Below are 18,450 nucleotides of genomic sequence, written 5' to 3'. Positions count from 1 at the left end.
CAATGAGCGAGGCACGGGCCGGGACCACCCAACGGCGCGGACGACTGGCGGCCCTGGCCGCACTGGCGGCCGGCGCGGGAGCGGTCGCCTGGGCGCTGCGCGATCTCCCGGCGGCGTTCGGACGCCGGCCGGACGGCGAGCGGGAGGAGCGGCTGCGCAACTCCCCGCAGTACCGCGACGGCGTCTTCCACAACGCCCCCTCCAAGCTGGCCCGGGCGGCCGCACCGTCCGGCATCGACCCGGAGACGGTGCGCCGGGCGCTGTTCCAGCGCGCCGACCGCATGCCGAACGGCGCGGTGCCGGTCGTCCGCCCGCCCGACGGCGCCGGGGCGGCGGCCGAGGGCGTGGCGGTCACCTGGTACGGGCACGCCTCGGCGCTGGTCGAGATCGAGGGCTCGCGGGTGCTGCTCGACCCGGTCTGGAGCGAGCGCTGCTCCCCCGCCGCCCAGGTCGGCCCGCGCCGGCTGCACCCGGTACCGGTGGAGCTGGAGGAGCTGCCGCAGGTGGACGCGGTGCTCATCTCGCACGACCACTACGACCACCTGGACATGGCGACGGTCCGGCGGCTGGTGCACAGCCAGTCCGCGCCGTTCGCGGTGCCGCTCGGCATCGGCGCCCACCTGCGCCGCTGGGGCGTCCCCGAGCACCGGATCATCGAGCTGGACTGGGACGAGACCTGCACGCTCGGCGACCTGGCGCTCACCCTGACCGCCGCCCACCACTTCTCAGGCCGCGGCCTGACCCGCAACACCACCCTGTGGGGCTCCTGGGTGGTCGCCGGGCCGAGCCGCAAGGTCTACTACACCGGCGACTCTGGCTACTTCGAGGGCTACGCCCGGATCGGCGCCGAGCACGGCCCGTTCGACGCCGCGCTGGTCCAGGTCGGCGCCTACGACCCGGCCTGGGCGGACATCCACATGACGCCCGAGGACGCCGTCCTCGCCCACCGGGAGCTGAACGCCGAACTGCTGCTGCCGGTCCACTGGTGCACCTTCAACCTGGGCCTGCACCCGTGGTCCGAGCCGGTCGAGCGGCTGCTGGTGGCGGCGAAGGAGCACGGCGTGCGGCTGGCCGTCCCGCGCCCCGGCGAGCGGGTGGACGTCGACAACCCGCCGGAGCTGGACGGCTGGTGGGAGGGCGTCGGGTAGCCGGCCGGCCGCCGCACCGGAAATGCGCTGGCCGAAACCCCTTTGACGGGCAATGATGCGGTTCGGGAACCCCTGTGGCGACACCTGCACGCACCCGGGGCGCCCGAGCCGCCGTCCGCCCGACCAGGGAGCCCGATTGCCTCCGCTGCCCCCGACCAGCACGCCGCCCGCCGGCGCCCCGCGCGCCGTCGACCCGCTCTTCCTCGCCTACCCGCTGCACGCGCTGGCCGACGCCGCCCTCACCCGGGCCCGCGAACTCGGCGCCGCGCACGCCGACTTCCGCCTGGAGCGGGTCCGCAGCGCCTCCTGGCGGCTGCGCGACGCCCGCCCGTCCGGCACCTCCGACAGCGTCCAGCTCGGCTTCGCCGTCCGGGTGCTGCTGGACGGCGCCTGGGGCTTCGCCGCCGGGGTGGACCTCACCCCGCAGGCCGCCGCCTCGGTGGCGGCGCAGGCCGTCGCGGTGGCCCGGCTGTCCGGCGGGATCAGCCGCGCGGCGGGCTCGGCGGAGCGGGTCGAGCTGGCCGACGAGCCGGTGCACCGGGACGCCACCTGGATCTCCGCGTACGAGGTGAACCCCTTCGAGGTGCCGGACGCCGAGAAGACGGCGCTGCTCGCCGAGTGGAGCGGCCGGCTGCTGGCCGCCGAGGGCGTCTCGCACGTCCAGGCGACCCTGCTGACCGTCCAGGAGAACAAGTTCTACGCGGACACCGCCGGCACCGTCACCACGCAGCAGCGGATCCGGCTGCACCCGGTGCTGGAGGCCACCTCCGTGGACGGGCGCACCGGCGCCTTCGACTCGATGCGCACCCTGGCGCCGCCGGCCGGGCGCGGCTGGGAATATCTGACGGGCACCGGCAGCGGCTGGGACTGGGACGCCGAGCTCGCCGAACTGCCGGTCCTGCTGGCCGAGAAGATGAAGGCGCCGAGCGTCGAGGCCGGCCGCTACGACCTGGTGATCGACCCGTCCAACCTCTGGCTGACCATCCACGAGTCGATCGGCCACGCCACCGAGCTGGACCGCGCGCTCGGCTACGAGGCCGCCTACGCCGGCACCTCCTTCGCCACCTTCGACAAGCTGGGCTCGCTGAAGTACGGCTCCGAGCTGATGCACGTCACCGGCGACCGCACCGCCGAGCACGGCCTGTCCACCGTCGGCTACGACGACGAGGGGGTGGCCGCGCAGTCCTGGGACCTGGTCAAGGACGGCGTCCTGGTCGGCTACCAGCTCGACCGCGCGATGGCGAGGCTCAAGGGCTTCGAGCGCTCCAACGGCTGCGCCTTCGCCGACTCCCCCGCGCACGTCCCGGTTCAGCGGATGGCCAATGTCTCGCTCCAGCCGGCCGAGGACGGCCCGTCCACCGAGGGCCTGTTCGCGGGCGTCGAGAACGGCCTCTACATCGTCGGAGACCGTTCGTGGTCGATCGATATGCAGAGGTACAACTTCCAGTTCACCGGGCAGCGCGCCTACGCCATCAGGAACGGCGAACTCGCCGGCCAGGTGAAGGACTTCGCCTACCAGGCGACCACCACCGACTTCTGGGGCTCGATGGCCGCCGTCGGCGGCCCGCAGACCTACGTGCTGGGCGGCGCGTTCAACTGCGGCAAGGCGCAGCCCGGCCAGGTCGCCGCGGTCAGCCACGGCTGCCCCTCGGCGCTGTTCCGCAACGTCAACGTGCTCAACACCCAGCAGGAGGCGGGTCACTGATGACCGCGACGACGCAGCCCCACGAACTCGTCGAGCTGGCGCTCGGCCTCTCCCGCGCCGACGGCTGCGTGGTGATCGCCGACGAGGAGTCGACCGCCAACCTGCGGTGGGCCGGCAACGCGCTCACCACCAACGGCGTCACCCGGGGCCGCCGGCTCACCGTGATCGCCACGGTGGCCGGCGCCGAGGGCACCGCCTCCGGCGTGGTCTCCCGCGAGGCCGTCGGGCCGGACGACGTGGCGGAGCTGGTCCGCGCCGCCGAGGAGGCCGCCCGCGCGGCCGGTCCGGCCGAGGACGCGCAGCCGCTGGTCACCGCCGCCGAGCAGCCGAACTCGCCGCACTTCACCCAGCCGCCCGCGGAGACCTCGATCGCCGTGTTCGAGGAGTTCGGACCGGCCCTCGGCCGGGCCTTCGCCCGCGCCGCCGAGCAGGGCGAGCTGCTGTACGGCTTCGCCCGGCACGAGATGGTCACCAGCTACCTGGGCACCTCCACCGGCCTGCGGCTGCGCCACGACCAGCCGACCGGCATGGTCGAGCTGAACGCCAAGACCGCCGACCTGTCCGGCTCGGCCTGGACCGGCGCCGCCACCCAGGACTTCTCCGACGTCGACGTCACCGCCCTGCACGCCGAGGCCACCCGGCGGCTCGGCTGGGGCCGGCGCCGGATCGACCTGCCGGCCGGCCGCTACGAGACGCTGCTGCCGCCGTCCGCCGTCGCCGACCTCATGGTGTACCTGACCTGGTCGGCCGGCGGACGGGACGCCTTCGAGGGCCGGACGGTGTTCTCCAGGCCCGGAGGGGGCACCCGGATCGGCGACGAGCTGGCCGGACTGCCGCTGACGCTGCGCTCCGACCCGCGCGAGCCGGGGCTGGAGTCCGCGCCGTTCGTGCTGGCGCACGCCAGCGAGGACGAGGCCTCGGTGTTCGACAACGGCCTGCCGCTGGCCGCCACCGACTGGATCCGCGACGGCGAGCTGTCCGGCCTGGTCACCAACCGGCACTCGGCCGCCCTGGGCGGACTGCCGGTGCGCCCGGCGGTCGACAACCTCGTCCTGGAGACCTCCGACCAGGAGGCGGCGCCGACCCTGGAGGAGATGATCGCCCGGACCGAGCGCGGTCTGCTGCTCACCTGCCTCTGGTACATCCGCGAGGTGGACCCGGCGCGCCTGCTGCTGACCGGCCTCACCCGGGACGGCGTCTACCTGGTGGAGAACGGCGAGGTGGTCGGGGCGGTCAACAACTTCCGCTTCAACGAGTCGCCGGTGGAGCTGCTCGGCCGGATCACCGAGGTCGGCCGCACCGAGCGCTGCCTGCCGCGCGAGTGGAGCGACTGGTTCACCCGGACGGCCATGCCGCCGGTACGGGTCCCGGGGTTCAACATGAGTTCGGTCAGCCAGGCCTCCTAGCCGGAGGCCGGAGGGGGGAAGGGGTGGACGGCGTGGACGAGAAGCGCACGGTCAGGACCAGCAAGATGCTGTCGCGCATCCTGCGGCACGACCCGGGCCGGGTGGGGATCAGCCTGGACCCGGCCGGCTGGGTCCGGGTGGACGTCCTGCTCGGCGCGCTGGCGGCCCGGGGCACCCGGCTGACCAGGGCCGAGCTGGACCACGTGGTGGCGACCAACAACAAGCGCCGCTTCGCCTACTCGCCGGACGGCCTCTCGATCCGGGCCAGCCAGGGGCACACGGTGGCGGTCGACCTCGGTCTGGCCGCCACCGAGCCCCCGCCGGTGCTGTTCCACGGCACGGCGACCCGGAGCCTGGCGGCGATCTTCGCGGAGGGCCTGCGCCCGATGGCCCGGCAGGACGTCCACCTGTCGGCGGACGCCGAGACGGCGACCCGGGTGGGCGCCCGGCACGGCAGGCCGGTGCTGCTCCTGGTGGACGCGGCCGCGATGGCGGCGGCGGGCCACGAGTTCCGGGTGAGCGCCAACGGGGTCTGGCTGACCGACGCGGTGCCGCCGGAGTTCCTCTCCCAGGGCCCGCAGGGCCGACAGGGCCAATAGGAGCAAGCCCGCGGCCCCGGTCTCGTCGGCTCCCCTCCCCCGGCGTACCGTGAGAAGGCCGCGCGGCGAGGCGCGCGGGCGCGTGGACGAGGGTGGTTTGGGACATGGGCAAGAGCGCCGGCGACGGACAGGTCTACCGGATCACGGGGGCCCGCAGCAGCCTCAGCGAGGACGTCCGCGGCCGGCAGCGCCGGTACGTGGCCTCGATGCTGCTGCGGACGGCCTGCGTGCTGCTCGCGGTGGTGCTGTGGGACGTCCAGCGGTGGCTGGCCTTCGCCGCGCTGGCGGGCGGGGTGCTGCTGCCGTACTTCGCGGTGCTGCTCGCCAACGCGGGCCGGGAGCGGGCGCCGGGCCTGCCGTCGACGTTCGACGTGCCGGCGACCACGCCGCTGATGCTGGGCCCCGGTGGCGCCGGGCCGCGCGGTGCGGATGTGACGCAGGGTACTGATGGGACCGGGCGTGTGCCCACCGATTCTTCACAGGACCGGAGCTGACCGTCCGTTTTGAGCCACTATCGACCGCTTGCCGGGCCGGAAAGCTCAAAAGAAGCTCAGATTAATCATGCAAGACCTCCCCATACCCACCCCATGCCGTGACATACTGCGTACGCGCTCCGCATCCCCCGTCGGAGCGACGGACCGACGCCGGGCAGCTCCCCCCGTGGCTGCCCGGCGTCGCCATGCGCGCTTCCTTCCGGACTCCCGGTGCGTGACACACTGACGGTGACACCTCCCGCCCCACCGTTCCGAGGACGACCGCCGATGCTGCTGCCCGACGCCCCCCAGCCGGAGACCCCGATCTGCTCCGCAAAGGGCTGCCGCGCGGACGCCGTCTGGGTGCTGGTCTGGAACAACCCCAAGCTGCACACCCCGGACCGCCGCAAGACCTGGCTGGCCTGCGAGGAGCACCGCGAGCACCTCTCCCAGTTCCTCGGCGTGCGCGGCTTCCTCAAGGAGGTCCTGCCCTTCGCCGACCAGCCCCCCGCCGACCAGCCCCCCGCCGAGGGCTGAGCCTCAGCCGCCGATGGCCGACATCGGGCGGGACGGCTGGTGGAAGTCCGGCTCGCCGATGCCGGCGCCGGCCTTCTTGCCCCACATCGCGGCCCGCCACAGCGCGGCCAGTTCGGCGTCGTCGGCGCCGGAGCGCAGCGCCGTGCGCAGGTCGGTCTCGCCGGTGGCGAAGAGGCAGTTGCGGACCTGGCCGTCGGCGGTGAGCCGGGTGCGGTCGCAGGCGCGGCAGAACGGGCGGGTCACCGAGGCGATCACGCCGACCCGGCCCGGGCCGCCGTCCACCAGGAAGCGTTCGGCGGGGGCCGCGCCGCGGGCTGCGGAGGACTCGGGGGCGAGGGTGAACCGGGCGGACAGCCGCTCCAGGATCTCCTCGGCGGTGATCATCGAGGAGCGGTCCCAGCCGTGCTGGGCGTCCAGCGGCATCTGCTCGATGAACCGCAGTTCGTAGCCGCGCTCCAGGCACCAGGCGAGCAGCGCCGGCGCCTCGTGCTCATTGACCCCCCGCATCAGCACCGCGTTGAGCTTGACCGGGGTGAGCCCGGCGTCCTCGGCGGCGGCCAGGCCGGCCAGCACGTCGTGGTGGCGGTGGCGCCGGGTGAGGGTGTGGAAGGTGGACTCGTCGAGGGTGTCGAGCGAGACGTTGACCCGGTCCAGGCCGGCCGAGCGCAGCGCGGCCGCGGTGCGGGCGAGGCCGATGCCGTTGGTGGTGAGCGAGAGCTCGGGGCGCGGGTCGAGCGCGGCGCAGGCCTCGACGATGCCGATCAGCCCGGGGCGCAGCAGCGGCTCGCCGCCGGTGAAGCGGACCTCCTGGACGCCGAGGTCGCGCACGGCGAGGGTGACCAGCCGCACGATCTCCTCGTCGGTGAGCAGCTCCGGCTTGGCCAGCCACTGCAGGCCCTCCTCCGGCATGCAGTAGGTGCAGCGCAGGTTGCACCGGTCGGTGAGGGAGACCCGCAGGTCGACGGCTCGGCGGCCGAAGGTGTCGAGCAGCACGGCGGTCCCTTCCCGAGTGAGGTGCCGCCGGGAGGCGGCCGGCCCGGCCACCGTCACGGCGGGGCCGGGCCAGCTTAGTCATGACCCGCCGGTCAGTGGGCGCCCAGCCCGGTGAGTGAGCGGACCTCCAGTTCAGCGTACTTCGCCGGGTCGGCCTCGTGGCGGGAGAGCACGGTGCCGACCCAGCCGGCCAGGAAGCCGACCGGGATGGAGACCAGGCCGGGGTTCTCCAGCGGGAACCAGTGGAAGTCGGAGTGCGGGAAGAGCGAGTTCTTCGCGCCCGAGACGACCGGCGAGAAGACCACCAGCAGCACCGAGGAGAGCAGTCCGGCGTAGACGGAGCTGACGGCGCCGGTGGTGGTGAACCGCTTCCAGAACAGCGAGTACAGCAGGGTGGGCAGGTTCGCCGAGGCGGCCACCGCGAAGGCCAGGGCGACCAGGGCGGCGGCGTTGAGCTTGTCGGCGAACAGGCTGAGCACGATCGCGACCGCGCCGATGCCGGCGGCGGCCCACTTGGCGACGTGCACCTCCTCACGCTCGGAGACCTTGCCGCGCCGGATGACGTTGGCGTAGAGGTCGTGGGCGAAGGAGGCCGAGGAGGCCAGGGTGAGTCCGGCGACGACGGCGAGGATGGTGGCGAAGGCGACCGCGGAGATCACCGCGAGCAGCACCGCCCCGCCGGTGGTGCCCGGGCCGCCGCCGAGCTGCTCGGCGAGCTGCGGGGCGGCGGTGTTGCCGGCCGCGTTGGCGGCCTTGATCGCCTTGGGGCCGACCAGGGCGGCGGCGCCGAAGCCGAGCGCCAGGGTCATCAGGTAGAAGCCGCCGATGATGCCGATCGCCCAGAGCACCGACTTCCGGGCGGCCTTGGCGGTGGGCACCGTGTAGAAGCGGACCAGGATGTGCGGCAGGCCGGCGGTGCCGAGCACCAGGGCGAGGCCGAGGCTGAGGAAGTCGAGTTTGCTGGTGCCGGTGATCCCGTACTTCAGGCCCGGTTCCAGGAAGGCGTTGGCCTTGCCACTGGCGTCGGCGGCGGCGCCGAGCAGCGTCGAGAGGTTGAAGTGGTACTTGGCCAGCACCAGTACGGTCATCAGCGCGGTGCCGGCGATCAGCAGTACGGCCTTGACGATCTGCACCCAGGTGGTGCCCTTCATGCCCCCTATGGCGACGTAGAGGACCATCAGCGCGCCGACCGCGACGATGGTCCACCGCTTGGCGGCGTCGCCGCTGACCCCGAGGAGCAGGGCGACCAGGCTGCCGGCGCCGACCATCTGGGCGAGCAGGTAGAAGATCGACACCACGATGGTGGAGATGCCGGCGGCGGTGCGCACCGGGCGCTGGCGCATCCGGAAGGCCAGCACGTCGGCCATGGTGTAGCGGCCGGAGTTGCGCAGGGGTTCGGCGACCAGCAGCAGCGCGACCAGCCAGGCGACCAGGAAGCCGATGGAGTAGAGGAAGCCGTCGTAGCCGAACAGCGCGATGGCCCCGGCGATGCCGAGGAAGGACGCGGCGGACATGTAGTCGCCGGAGATGGCGAGGCCGTTCTGGAAGCCGGAGAAGGCGCGCCCGCCGGCGTAGAAGTCGGCGGCGTCCTTGGTCTGCCGGCCGGCCCAGACGGTGATGCCGAGGGTGGCGAGCACGAAGGCCCCGAACAGGGTCATGGTGAGGCCGCGGTGGTCGGTGGCGGAGCTGGCGAGCAGGTTCATTCGGTGGCCTCCCGGGGACCGTGGACGACCGCACCGCGCGCCTCGCGGATCGCGGACGCGCTCGGGTCGATCCTCCGGTCGGCGTAGCGCGCGTACCAGGCGGCGATGGCGAAGGTGGTGAGGAACTGCAGCAGCCCGAGCACCAGGGCGACGTTGATGTGCCCGACGACCTTGGTGCCCATCAGCGCGGGCGCGTAGCCGGAGAGCAGCACGTAGAGCAGGTACCAGAGCACGAAGCCGATGGTGACCGGGAACGCGAAGTTCCGGAACGAGCGCCGGAGGGTGCGGAACTCCGCGCTCTCCTCGATGAGTTGGTTTTCGCTGGGGGTGGTGGTGATCGGCGGCGATTCCACTCTGACTCCTCACTCCTTCGGCGTAGCGGTCGCACCAGTGGAAACGATCGGACGTGAGCGAAGTCACAATCCTGATGCGCGCCGCGCCATGCTAGGAGGGCCTCGCTTCACCCGAAAGAGTTTGACCGTGATCAGCCAAACCTTCACCCCTTCGCCGCAACCGAGTGACCGAAAACCACCTGTCCGGGCACACTTGAGGGGTGGCCCGGCGAGCCGGACCACCCCTGGCGGTGCGTCAACAGCGGTACGTCAGAAAGCGATCCGCACCTTCAGGGCCGAACGGTCGTCCATCGCCCGGTAGCCGTCCGGGACGCCGTCCAGGTCCACCACGCGGTCGAAGACCAGGCCCGGCTCGATGGCGCCGGACAGGACGTCCGGCAGCAGCTCGGGGATGTACGCGCGGGCCGGCGCCACACCGCCGCCCAGCGAAACGTTCCGGCCGAACATCTGACCGATGTCGACGCCCGCGCTGCCGCCGTGCGGCACGCCCACGTAGCCGACCGCGCCGCCGTCCCGGGCGATCGACACGGCGGTGCGCATCGACTCCTCGGTGCCGACCGCCTCCAGCACGGAGTGCGCGCCCAGTCCGCCGGTCAGCTCCCGGACCGCCTCGACCGCCGCCTCGCCGCGCTCCGCCACCACGTCGGTCGCGCCGAACCGGCGGGCCAGGTCGGTCCGGGCGGCGTGCCGGCCCAGGGCGATGATCCGGCCGGCGCCCAGCCGGTTCGCGGCCAGCACTCCGCACAGGCCCACCGCCCCGTCGCCGACCACCGCCACCGTGCTGCCCGGCCGCACCCGCGCCGAGACCGCCGCGTGGTGCCCGGTCGCCATCACGTCGGAGAGCGCCAGCAGCCCCGGCAGCAGCTTCTCGTCGCCCTGCGCCTCCTTGGGCAGCTTCACCAGGGTGCCGTCCGCGAACGGGACGCGCACCGCCTCGCCCTGCCCGCCGTCCGAGCCGACCTGCCCCCAGAAGCCGCCGTGCGGGCAGGAGGTCTGCAGGCCCTCGCGACAGAAATCACACGTGCCGTCGGACCAGACGAACGGCGCCACCACCAGGTCGCCCCGCCGCACGCCGCGCACCTCGGCGCCGGTCTCCTCCACCACCCCGAGGAACTCGTGCCCGATCCGCTGCCCGGCCACCCGCGACGCGACGCCGCGGTACGCCCACAGGTCGCTGCCGCAGATGCAGGCGTTCACCACCCGCACCACCGCGTCGGTCGGTTGCTGCACGACCGGGTCCGGCACCTCCTCGATCCGGATGTCGCTGGGACCGTGGATGACGGTGGCGCGCATGAGGGTTCGTCCTTCGCAGAGGTGCCCGCCGGGGTGCCGCGGGCGACCGGGGAACAATCGACCAGGTGTACGACGACTGCACCGTCCACTCTATTCCGGGCGGCCCCGGACAACCTTCCGGACGACCCCGGACCTCGGCGAACCGCCGTCCGCGGTCCGCGGAGGGCCTTATTCTGTTGGACCATGTACGCGATCCAACCCGAGACCCCCGGCGCGGCCCCGCGGAGCGCCGCGGTCCCGGCCCAGCGCTCCGCCGCCCCCGCCGGCGGTTTCGCGGTGGTCGACGTCGAGACCACCGGCCTCGGCCGCACGGACCGCGTCATCTCGGCGGGCGTCTACCGACTGGACGAGGACGGCGACGTCGTCGACCACTGGTACACCCTGGTCAACCCGGAGCGCGATCCCGGCCCGGTCTGGATCCACGGCCTCACCGGCGACCAGCTGGCCGACGCGCCCACCTTCCCGCAGATCGCCGAGGAGTTCGCCGAGCGGCTGCGCGGCCGGGTGATGGTCGCCCACAACGCGCTCTTCGACTGGAACATGATCTCCCGCGAGTTCTCCCGGGCCGGCCTGCACGCCCCGGTCGAGCAGCGGCTCTGCACCATGGTGCTGGCCCGCGACCTGCGGCTGCCACTGCCCAACGGCAAGCTGTCCTCGCTGGCCGAGTACTTCGGCGTCCACCAGCGCCAGGCGCACAACGCGCTGGACGACGCCCGGGTGCTCGCCGAGGCGTTCCGCCCCAGCCTGGCGCTGGCCCGCTCGGGGGGCGTCCCGCTGCCGTTGCAGGCGTGCGTGGCCGTCACCGACCTCGGCGAGGACGCGCCGGCCTCCCCCGCCCGCGCCTCCTGGACCGGCGCCTCCTACCGGCAGGCCAGGAAGCGCCCGCCGTGCCCGTACCCGAACCCCGGGCGCTGGCAGGACGGCAGGCCGCTCGTCCAGGGCATGCGGGTGGCCATCACCGGCGACACCGCCACCGACCGCGAGCTGCTGGAGGACCGCGCGGTCGAGGCGGGCCTGCACATCGCCACCTCGGTGAGCCGGCTCACCAGCCTGCTGGTCACCAACGAACCGGACAGCTGGAGCGGCAAGGCCCGCAGGGCCCGCGAGGTCGGCACCCCGGTGGTCGGCGAGGACGCCTTCCTCCAGCTGCTGCGCGAGGTCGCCCCGCACCCCGGTGCGTGAGGCGGTTGTGAGCAGGGCGTACGGTGCCCGTGTGTACCGTTTTCTGCTCTCCCGGCGCTGGCTGATCGCCCTGCTGATCGCCCTGCTGCTGATCCCCACCACCATCCGCCTGGGGTTCTGGCAGCTGCACCGCCACGAGGCGCGGGTGGACCGCAACGAGCTGGTCGCCCGGTCCCTCGCCGCCGAGCCCGTGCCGTACGACACCCTGTCGGCGGCACCCGGGTCCGCCGTGCCCAAGGACCTCACCTGGCGCCCCGTGACGGCCGCCGGAGAGTACGACCCGGTGCACGAGTTCGTGGTCCGCAAGCGGACCGACTCCAGCGGGGACAAGATCGGCTACTTCGTGGTCACCCCGCTGGTGCTCGCCGACGGCGGGGGGACCGTCCTGGTCAACCGCGGCTGGGTGCCCTCCGGCACCTCCGCCACCGACTACCCTGCCGTCCCCGCCGCACCGGCCGGCCAGGTCACCCTGACCGGCCGGCTGCGCGCCGACGAGACCGCCACCGGCAGCCTCAAGGACCGGGCCGGCCTGCCGGACCGGCAGTTCAACCTGATCAGCACCGCCCAGCAGACCAAGGAGAGCGGCGCCGCGCTGCTCGGCGGCTACCTGGAGCTCACCGCCACCGAGCCCTCCCCCGCCGACCAGCCCGAGCTGCTGCCCGAGCCCAACCACTCCGACATCGGCCCGCACATGGCGTACGCGATCCAGTGGTGGCTGTTCACCGCGATGATCCCGGTCGGGTTCGTGGTGATGGCGCGGCGCGAGGCCAAGGACCGCCGCAAGGAGGCCGCCGGGGCCGAGGGCCCCGCGGTCGCCGTCCCCGCCTGAGCCGCGCCCGGCCCGTCGGCGGAGGCGTCAGAGCACGTCCTCCAGCTCGCGCAGCAGCCGGGCCTTGGCCCGGGCGCCGACCACCGACTTCACCGGCTCGCCGCCGCGGAACACCATCAGTGTCGGCATCGACAGCACCCCGTACGCCGCCTGGGTCTGCGGGTTGTGGTCGACGTCCAGGCTGACCACGGTCAGCCGGTTCGCCTCCTCCCGGGCGATCTCCGCCAGCACCGGCACCATCTGGCGGCACGGCGGGCACCAGTCGGCCGTGAAGTCCACCAGCACCGGCCCCTCGGCCGCCAGCACCTCGGCGGCGAAGGTCTCGTCCGTCACCGCCGCCACCCCTGCGATCCGCACCATGGCCTACCTCTTCTCCCACTCGTCCCGGTCCAGGGCCGCCGGTGCGGCGACCCATTCGCACTGCGGCGGCTCCGCGGCGGCCCCCGCGGCGAGCGCGTCGCGCTCCCGCTCGGCCCGGGCGTACTGCTCGGACACCCGGGTACGGACCTCCTGGAGCCGGGCGATGCACTCGTCCAGCTCGGACAGCTTCCTCCGGTAGACCTCCAGCGAGGCCGGGCAGGAGTCGCCGTGGGGATGACCCGCTTGCAGGCACTCGACGAACGGCCTGGTCTCCTCCAGGCCGAAGCCGAAGTCCTGCAAGGTGCGGATCTGCCGCAGCAGCCGCACGTCCTCCTCGCCGTACGCGCGGTAGCCGTTGCCGGCCCTGCGGGCCGGGAGCAGCCCGAGCTGCTCGTAGTACCGCAACGCCCTCGTGGTGGTCCCCGCCCGCTTCGCCAGCTCACCGATCCGCATGTCCGGACCCTGCCCTTCCGGCAGCCGTTCGAACGCCGCCGGGAACGACGGTAGACCTTGACGCGGGCGTCAACGCCAGCGCCGGGGCGGCGGAGGGGTCAGTGCCGCATCCAGGCGGACCACCCGGCCGGCGTCGTCGGGTCCCGTTACCCGCCGTCCGGGCCGACCCGGCAGGATGGCTCCATGGATCTTGGACTGCAGAACAAGGTGTACGTGGTCACCGGCGCGACCCGGGGCCTGGGCCTGGCCACCGCCCGCGAACTCGCCGCCGACGGCGCCCGGGTGCTGGTCACCGGCCGGAGCCGGGAGTCCGTCGACGCGGCCGTCGCCGGACTCGCCGCCCTCGGCGGGGAACCGGGCGCGGTGCACGGACTGGTGGCCGACAACGCCGACCCGGCGACCGCCGAGCGGCTGGTCACGGCGGCCGTCGAGCGCTTCGGCCGGCTGGACGGCGTGCTGATCAGCGTCGGCGGACCACAGGCCGGCCCGGTCGCCACCGCCCCCGAGGAGGCCTGGCGGGGCGCCTTCGAGTCGGTCTTCCTCGGCGCCCTGCGGATCGCCCGCGCCGCCGCCGGGGCCCTCGGCGAGGGCGGAGTGATCGGCTTCGTGCTCTCCGGCTCCGTCCGCCAGCCCATCGCGGGCCTCGGCATCTCCAACGGCCTGCGCCCGGGCCTGGCGATGGCCGCCAAGTCGCTCGCCGACGAACTCGGCCCGCGCGGCATCCGGGTGGTCGGCCTGCTCCCGGCCCGGATCGACACCGACCGGGTGCGCGAACTCGACGCCCTCGGCGGCGACGCCGGGGCCGCCCGCGCCCGCAACAGCGCCGACATCCCGCTCGGCCGCTACGGCACCCCCGAGGAGTTCGGCAAGGTCGCCGCCTTCGTGCTCTCCCCCGCCGCCTCCTACCTCACCGGTGTGATGATCCCGGTCGACGGGGGCGCGCTGCGCGGCCTGTGAACACCGCCGGGCGGCGTCACACCACCCGCGGCCGCCTGCCGCGGTGGCGGTGGCGTCGCCCGGTGACCTCCGGCCGGGCCGCGACCACCCGGATCCGCAGGTCCGCGGGCAGCTCCGGCAGACCCATGCTGGCCAGCACCCCGGTGCGCGGACCGGTCTCGAAGTGCTCGGCGAGCGCGGCCGGATCACCGCCCGGCGTCATCCGGACGGCCGCCCGCAACCGCTGCTGCCCGGACCCGCGCACCAGCCGCACGCCCACCCGCTCCACCTCCGGCAGCGCCACCGCCTCGGTCTCCACCGCCTCCTCCAGCGCCCTGGTCCGCAGCCGCAGGCGCAGCCCCGACGCGCCGGGCGTCGGCAGCACGACGGTCGTCGGACCGCTGCGGCGCACCTGTGCCAGCAGCCACCAGGCGGTGCCCGCCACCACCACGGCCAGCCCGGCGATCACCGCCGGCCACCACCACGACTCGCCCGTCCACCGGGTGCGCGAGCGCGCGCTCACCACCGGCTGGTCGGGCGAGGTGAGCGGCCACCGGGACGGCGGATCGACGCCGAGGCGCCCGTACAGGTCCAGCCCGCCGGCCAGCACCAGCACCCCGGCCACCAGCAGCGCCGTCCCGACCACACCCAGCAGCAGCCGGTTGACGGTTTCCCGGTTCACTCGGCTCCACCGCCCGCCCCGATGTCCTCCGCCTTCCCGGCACGCTTGCGAAGGCCCGCCGTCCGCACGTCCAGCCGCAGCGGCCGGGCCGGCGCAACCGCCGCCAGCTCCTCCCGCAGCCGACGCTCCACCGAGGCCGGGTCGGCCGGACCGGAGAGCGCGATCCGCACCCGGCGCCGACCGACCCGCACCCGCAGGTGCTCGACGCCCGGCATCCCGGCTGCCCGGTCGGCCAGCAGCGCCGCCACCCCCGAGCGGTCGATGACCACGGCGGTCTCCCCGTGCGGGCGCAGCGGCAGCCACCGCCGCAGACCGGGCGCGAGTGCCAGCCAGAGCAGCCAGCCGCCGACCAGCACCCCGGCGCCGGCGCCGATCAGCACGGCCGGGTCGTCCAGCTGCCGGGTGGCCAGCTCATCCGCCAGCTCCGCCCGCCACCGCCGCGCCTGATGCCCGGTCCGAACGGCGACCACGTCGTACAGCAGCCCCCCGGCCACCACCAGCACCACGGTCGCCACCACCGCCGCAGCCACAGTGCGCGGAGCCCGCAACCGCCGGACCTTCACCTGCCCGCCCCCGTCGACGACCTGCCCGACCCCACCCCCCTCCTCCACCCCTGCCCTCACCGAGCCACCTCCATGACCCGCACCCCGGCGATCATCGGGTGGGCTCCGGGAGCAGGCACCCGACCACCACGGCCGCCGGACGCAGGGCGCGCTCCGGCGGTCATCGGGTAACCCCCGGAACAGCCGCCGGACGCAGGGCGCGGCACGGCGACGACCACCACCTCCCGCCGCACGCTCACCCGGTCGGCTCCGCGAACGACCACCCGACCACCGGGAACCGGGCGTGGCTCGACCACACCTGCCACCCGGCCACCTCCACGCGCCCCGGCGACCGTCGAACAGCCACCGGACACGGACACCTGGCCACCACCACCGCCAGGCCCCGGGCACGACCCGGCGACAACCACCACCTCCACCCGCGCCCTCACCGAACCACCCCCACCGCCACCGGCCACCGGCCGCGCTCCGGCGGCCATCGGGCAACCCCCGGAACAGCCGCCGAGCACAGGGCGCAGCTCGACAACGGCCGCCGCCTGCACGCCCGGGCGCTGAGCCGGTCGGCTCCGCGACCGGTCACCGATGCGGGGTCCGGGGGTCATCGGGTGGGCTCTGGGAGCAGGTGTTCGATCACGACGACGACTTCGGCCACTCGGGTGCCGGTCAAGGTGCGGGTGTCGGCGGTGATGCGGTCGCGGACGGCGCGGCCGAGGGTGGCGAGGTCCGACGGGAAGGGGAGGTCGACGGAGACCCGGACGGTGATCGGGGCGCCCGGGTGCGCGGGGCCGCCGACCGAGACCCTCGGCGGGCCGCCTCGCGCGGTGCGGCCGTGCCAGGCGTCGGCGAGTGCCTCGCGGGCGGCGCGGGCGGCGATCCGGGCGTAGACGCGGTCCGCTATCCGCAGCCGGCCGCGGTCGCCGGGTTCCCGGTGGGCGGGGACCGGCGCCAGGGCCGCCATCAGCGGCGCCGGTCGCGGCCGCGCAGCAGGTCGCCGAGCTCGCCGGGCTCGATGTCGCCCTCCAGTAGGCGGCCGACCACGAAGCCGGCCGCCCCGAGCACCGCCACCAGCAGGAAGGCCGCGAAGCCGCCGAAGTATCCGGCGAAGCCGAGGGCCATTCCCACCACCAGGCCGACGATGGCCAGGTTCATCCGTTCCACCTCGTCTTACGGTCTTGCGCCGGGTACCGCTACGGACTACTTCAGCTTGGGCCGCTGCCCGGAGGAGGAGGGTTCCTCCTCTTCCTCCTCCTCGACGTCGGGCTCGTCGGGCAGGTGGACGTCGTTGACGGCGATGTTGACCTCGACGACTTCCAGCCCGGTCATCCGCTCGACCGCGTCGATGATGTTCTCCCGCACCTGGCGGGCGAGTTCGGGGATGACGACGCCGTACTCGACGACCAGCGCGATGTCGATGGCGGTCTGCTTCTCCCCCACCTCGGCCTTGATGCCGCGCCCGACGCTGCCGCGCCCGCCGGGGACCCGGTCGCGCATCGCGCCGAAGGTGCGGGAGAGGCCGGAGCCCAGGGCGTGGATGCCGCCGATCTCGCGCGCGGCCATCCCGGCGATCTTCTCGACCACGCCGACGGCCAGCGCGGTGCGGCCGCGCTCGCCGACCGCCTTGGCGGCCTCCGTGCTCGCCGGCGACGCGGCGGAGGCGGCAGCGGCGGAGGCGGGCGTGGCGGCGCCGTGCGGGGCGTTCTTGTGCAGGGTGGCGGGCGTCGGAGTGTCAGGCATGGCTCATCTCCCGTCGTGCGGCTCCAGCTATATCGCAAATCGCTCCAACTCTGGCATTTCGCCACGAATCCCGCCCCCGGAGCAGCCGGAAGGCCCGAACGCCGGGAGGCCCGGCCCCGTGGGTCGTCCCACGGGACCGGGCCTCCCGGTGCGGTCGCGGCCGGTCGCGGCCGGTCAGTCGCCGATGCCGGCGAGGTCTCGCAGCCGGCGGGCCTGGGCCGCCCGTTCGGCCGAACGCTGCTCGTCGTAGGAGCGGCCGGCGGCACCCTGGAGCAGTGCCTTGGTCTCGATGACCGCGTTGCGCGGTGCGGCGAGCAGGGCGGCGGCGAGGTCGCGGGCGGCGGCGTCCAGCTCGTCGGCCGGGACGGCGAGGTTGGCGAGGCCGATCGCGGTGGCCTCGGCCGCGCCGACCCAGCGGCCGGTGGCACAGATCTCCAGGGCCCGGGCGTAGCCGACCAGTTCGGTCAGCGGCTTGGTGCCGGCCAGGTCGGGGACCAGCCCGAGCGAGGTCTCCTTCATGGAGAACTGGACGTCCTCGGCGACCACCCGCAGGTCGCAGCCGAGGGCGAGCTGGAAGCCGGCGCCGACGGCGTGGCCCTGGACGGCGGCGACGGTGACCAGGTCGGGGCGGCGCCACCAGGTGAAGGCCTCCTGGTAGCCGGCGATGGTCTCGTCCAGCTCCTGGTCGCCGGCGGCGGCCAGCTGGAGGAAGCTGGGCTCGCCGGGGATGCCCTCGGGGGTGAACATCGCGCGGTCGAGACCGGCGGAGAAGGAGACGCCCTCGGCGCGCAGCAGCACCACCCGGACGGTTCCGGGCAGCTCGCGACCGATTGCGGTGAGGGCGCGCCAAAGGGCGGGTGACTGGGCGTTGCGCCGCTTGGGCTGACAGAGGGTGACGACGGCGAGTTCACCGTCGATCTCCAGGCGGACGCCGTCCTGCTCCCGGTGCGGGGTCTGCGGATCGGTGGCGGGAGCGGTCATGCGGGGACCTCCGGTGGCGAGGGTGCTTGGCTACCGGAGAGTAACAAAACTGGCGGCGCGACGGCAGGGGGCAGCCCGCGGACGCCTCCCGACGGCGCACGGCGGGGCCGGCGCGCGGCCCCGGCATGACGATCGGCGGCCGGTTCGCCCTCGCCGGGGGCGGACGATCAACGGTCGTCCCCCCGGACGGCGCCCTGCCGCCGAGTCATCCGTCCAGTGAATTGACGGGGCGTCAGGAACCAGCTCCAGCAGTAGCTTTGTTCTTGCCCCGCGTGGCACCGCCGCGGCCCCGGAGAATCACCCCGGACTCGCTCAGCATGCGGTGCACGAAGCCGTACGAGCGACCGGTCTCCTCCGCGAGGGCGCGAATGCTCGCCCCGGAGTCGTACTTCCTCTTGAGATCGGCCGCGAGCTTCTCACGCGCGGCACCGGTCACCCGGCTGCCCTTTTTCAGAGTCTCGGCCACCCGTGCCTCCTCGTAGCGTTGCTCGGTCAGATTCCCATGATCACCCATCCACCGCGT

The 18,450-nt window shown here is 74.1% G+C and carries 22 protein-coding genes; 9 read left to right on the top strand and 13 right to left on the bottom strand.

The features are described 5' to 3' along the window. Positions 1-2: 2 nt before the first annotated feature. The 6 genes from ACFU74_RS08560 to ACFU74_RS08535 all read left to right on the top strand — a co-directional run bounded on the left by ACFU74_RS08560 (position 3) and on the right by ACFU74_RS08535 (position 5,868). Positions 3-1,148, top strand: a complete 1,146-nt coding sequence (locus ACFU74_RS08560) for an MBL fold metallo-hydrolase (protein ID WP_380753797.1) — start codon at positions 3-5, stop codon at positions 1,146-1,148. A gap of 145 nt (positions 1,149-1,293) precedes the next feature. Continuing rightward, positions 1,294-2,853, top strand: coding sequence for a TldD/PmbA family protein (locus ACFU74_RS08555; protein WP_380753827.1), 1,560 nt, complete (start codon positions 1,294-1,296; stop codon positions 2,851-2,853). Then, entirely contained in the window at positions 2,853-4,259 is a 1,407-nt protein-coding gene (locus tag ACFU74_RS08550; protein WP_380753794.1) for a metallopeptidase TldD-related protein, read from the top strand. Before ACFU74_RS08555 ends, ACFU74_RS08550 begins: the two co-directional genes overlap by 1 nt. A 32-nt stretch (positions 4,260-4,291) precedes the next feature. Then, the gene (locus tag ACFU74_RS08545) at positions 4,292-4,858 is read left to right on the top strand and encodes an RNA 2'-phosphotransferase (RefSeq protein WP_380753791.1); all 567 of its coding nucleotides are present in this window, start codon (positions 4,292-4,294) and stop codon (positions 4,856-4,858) included. A gap of 104 nt (positions 4,859-4,962) precedes the next feature. Next, on the top strand, positions 4,963-5,352 hold the full coding sequence (locus tag ACFU74_RS08540) for a DUF3099 domain-containing protein (protein ID WP_380753788.1): 390 nt from the start codon (positions 4,963-4,965) through the stop codon (positions 5,350-5,352). Between the two features lie 267 nt (positions 5,353-5,619). Beyond that, positions 5,620-5,868: a hypothetical protein gene (locus tag ACFU74_RS08535; RefSeq protein ID WP_380753786.1), complete on the top strand. Its 249-nt coding sequence runs from the start codon at positions 5,620-5,622 to the stop codon at positions 5,866-5,868. Between the two features lie 3 nt (positions 5,869-5,871). Here the strand turns inward: ACFU74_RS08535 and moaA are convergent, their stop codons facing one another. The 4 genes from moaA to ACFU74_RS08515 all read right to left on the bottom strand — a co-directional run bounded on the left by moaA (position 5,872) and on the right by ACFU74_RS08515 (position 10,210). Further along, positions 5,872-6,861 carry a GTP 3',8-cyclase MoaA gene (gene moaA / locus ACFU74_RS08530; protein ID WP_380753784.1) on the bottom strand — a complete coding sequence of 330 codons (990 nt, stop codon included), beginning with the start codon at positions 6,859-6,861 and terminating at the stop codon, positions 5,872-5,874. A gap of 92 nt (positions 6,862-6,953) precedes the next feature. After that, positions 6,954-8,564: a cation acetate symporter gene (locus ACFU74_RS08525; protein WP_380753782.1), complete on the bottom strand. Its 1,611-nt coding sequence runs from the start codon at positions 8,562-8,564 to the stop codon at positions 6,954-6,956. After that, positions 8,561-8,917, bottom strand: a complete 357-nt coding sequence (locus ACFU74_RS08520; protein ID WP_380753780.1) for a DUF485 domain-containing protein — start codon at positions 8,915-8,917, stop codon at positions 8,561-8,563. The genes ACFU74_RS08525 and ACFU74_RS08520 overlap by 4 nt, the downstream gene beginning before the upstream one ends. A 249-nt stretch (positions 8,918-9,166) precedes the next feature. Further along, positions 9,167-10,210 carry a zinc-dependent alcohol dehydrogenase family protein gene (locus ACFU74_RS08515; RefSeq protein ID WP_380753778.1) on the bottom strand — a complete coding sequence of 348 codons (1,044 nt, stop codon included), beginning with the start codon at positions 10,208-10,210 and terminating at the stop codon, positions 9,167-9,169. A 183-nt stretch (positions 10,211-10,393) separates the two neighbouring features. On the opposite strand from ACFU74_RS08515, the gene ACFU74_RS08510 reads away from it, so the two are divergent. Both ACFU74_RS08510 and ACFU74_RS08505 read left to right on the top strand, forming a co-directional pair. Beyond that, positions 10,394-11,392, top strand: a complete 999-nt coding sequence (locus tag ACFU74_RS08510; protein WP_380753776.1) for a DEDDh family exonuclease — start codon at positions 10,394-10,396, stop codon at positions 11,390-11,392. A 31-nt stretch (positions 11,393-11,423) separates the two neighbouring features. Beyond that, the gene (locus ACFU74_RS08505) at positions 11,424-12,221 is read left to right on the top strand and encodes an SURF1 family protein (protein WP_380753774.1); all 798 of its coding nucleotides are present in this window, start codon (positions 11,424-11,426) and stop codon (positions 12,219-12,221) included. A 27-nt stretch (positions 12,222-12,248) separates the two neighbouring features. Here ACFU74_RS08505 and trxA read toward each other — a convergent pair whose 3' ends face one another. Both trxA and ACFU74_RS08495 read right to left on the bottom strand, forming a co-directional pair. After that, a complete protein-coding gene (trxA, locus tag ACFU74_RS08500) occupies positions 12,249-12,581 on the bottom strand; it encodes a thioredoxin (protein ID WP_380753771.1) in 333 nt (110 codons plus the stop codon). A gap of 3 nt (positions 12,582-12,584) precedes the next feature. Then, a complete protein-coding gene (locus tag ACFU74_RS08495; protein ID WP_380753768.1) occupies positions 12,585-13,034 on the bottom strand; it encodes a MerR family transcriptional regulator in 450 nt (149 codons plus the stop codon). Between the two features lie 183 nt (positions 13,035-13,217). On the opposite strand from ACFU74_RS08495, the gene ACFU74_RS08490 reads away from it, so the two are divergent. Then, positions 13,218-13,991 carry an SDR family oxidoreductase gene (locus ACFU74_RS08490; RefSeq protein WP_380753765.1) on the top strand — a complete coding sequence of 258 codons (774 nt, stop codon included), beginning with the start codon at positions 13,218-13,220 and terminating at the stop codon, positions 13,989-13,991. A 16-nt stretch (positions 13,992-14,007) separates the two neighbouring features. On the opposite strand, the gene ACFU74_RS08485 is transcribed toward ACFU74_RS08490, so the two are convergent. The 7 genes from ACFU74_RS08485 to ACFU74_RS08455 form a co-directional block, all read right to left on the bottom strand. Further along, entirely contained in the window at positions 14,008-14,652 is a 645-nt protein-coding gene (locus tag ACFU74_RS08485; RefSeq protein ID WP_380753762.1) for an alkaline shock response membrane anchor protein AmaP, read from the bottom strand. Next, positions 14,649-15,275: a DUF6286 domain-containing protein gene (locus ACFU74_RS08480; protein ID WP_380753759.1), complete on the bottom strand. Its 627-nt coding sequence runs from the start codon at positions 15,273-15,275 to the stop codon at positions 14,649-14,651. Before ACFU74_RS08480 ends, ACFU74_RS08485 begins: the two co-directional genes overlap by 4 nt. A 535-nt stretch (positions 15,276-15,810) precedes the next feature. Continuing rightward, positions 15,811-16,170 (bottom strand): hypothetical protein, encoded by a 360-nt coding sequence (locus ACFU74_RS08475; RefSeq protein ID WP_380753756.1) that lies wholly within the window; start codon positions 16,168-16,170, stop codon positions 15,811-15,813. Next, the gene (locus ACFU74_RS08470) at positions 16,170-16,361 is read right to left on the bottom strand and encodes a hypothetical protein (RefSeq protein WP_350548396.1); all 192 of its coding nucleotides are present in this window, start codon (positions 16,359-16,361) and stop codon (positions 16,170-16,172) included. The genes ACFU74_RS08475 and ACFU74_RS08470 overlap by 1 nt, the downstream gene beginning before the upstream one ends. A 45-nt stretch (positions 16,362-16,406) precedes the next feature. Further along, on the bottom strand, positions 16,407-16,946 hold the full coding sequence (locus ACFU74_RS08465; protein ID WP_380753753.1) for an Asp23/Gls24 family envelope stress response protein: 540 nt from the start codon (positions 16,944-16,946) through the stop codon (positions 16,407-16,409). 174 nt (positions 16,947-17,120) lie between these two features. After that, positions 17,121-17,927 (bottom strand): enoyl-CoA hydratase/isomerase family protein, encoded by an 807-nt coding sequence (locus tag ACFU74_RS08460; RefSeq protein ID WP_380753750.1) that lies wholly within the window; start codon positions 17,925-17,927, stop codon positions 17,121-17,123. Positions 17,928-18,159: 232 nt separating this feature from the next. Further along, positions 18,160-18,393, bottom strand: a complete 234-nt coding sequence (locus tag ACFU74_RS08455) for a helix-turn-helix domain-containing protein (protein ID WP_344338847.1) — start codon at positions 18,391-18,393, stop codon at positions 18,160-18,162. Positions 18,394-18,450 lie beyond the last annotated feature (57 nt).

It is taken from the genome of Kitasatospora sp. NPDC057500, from assembly GCF_042802195.1.
Classification (GTDB): domain Bacteria; phylum Actinomycetota; class Actinomycetes; order Streptomycetales; family Streptomycetaceae; genus Kitasatospora.
The sequence above is the reverse complement of the archived record's forward strand: the minus strand, read 5'-3'. Positions and strand labels throughout refer to the sequence as shown.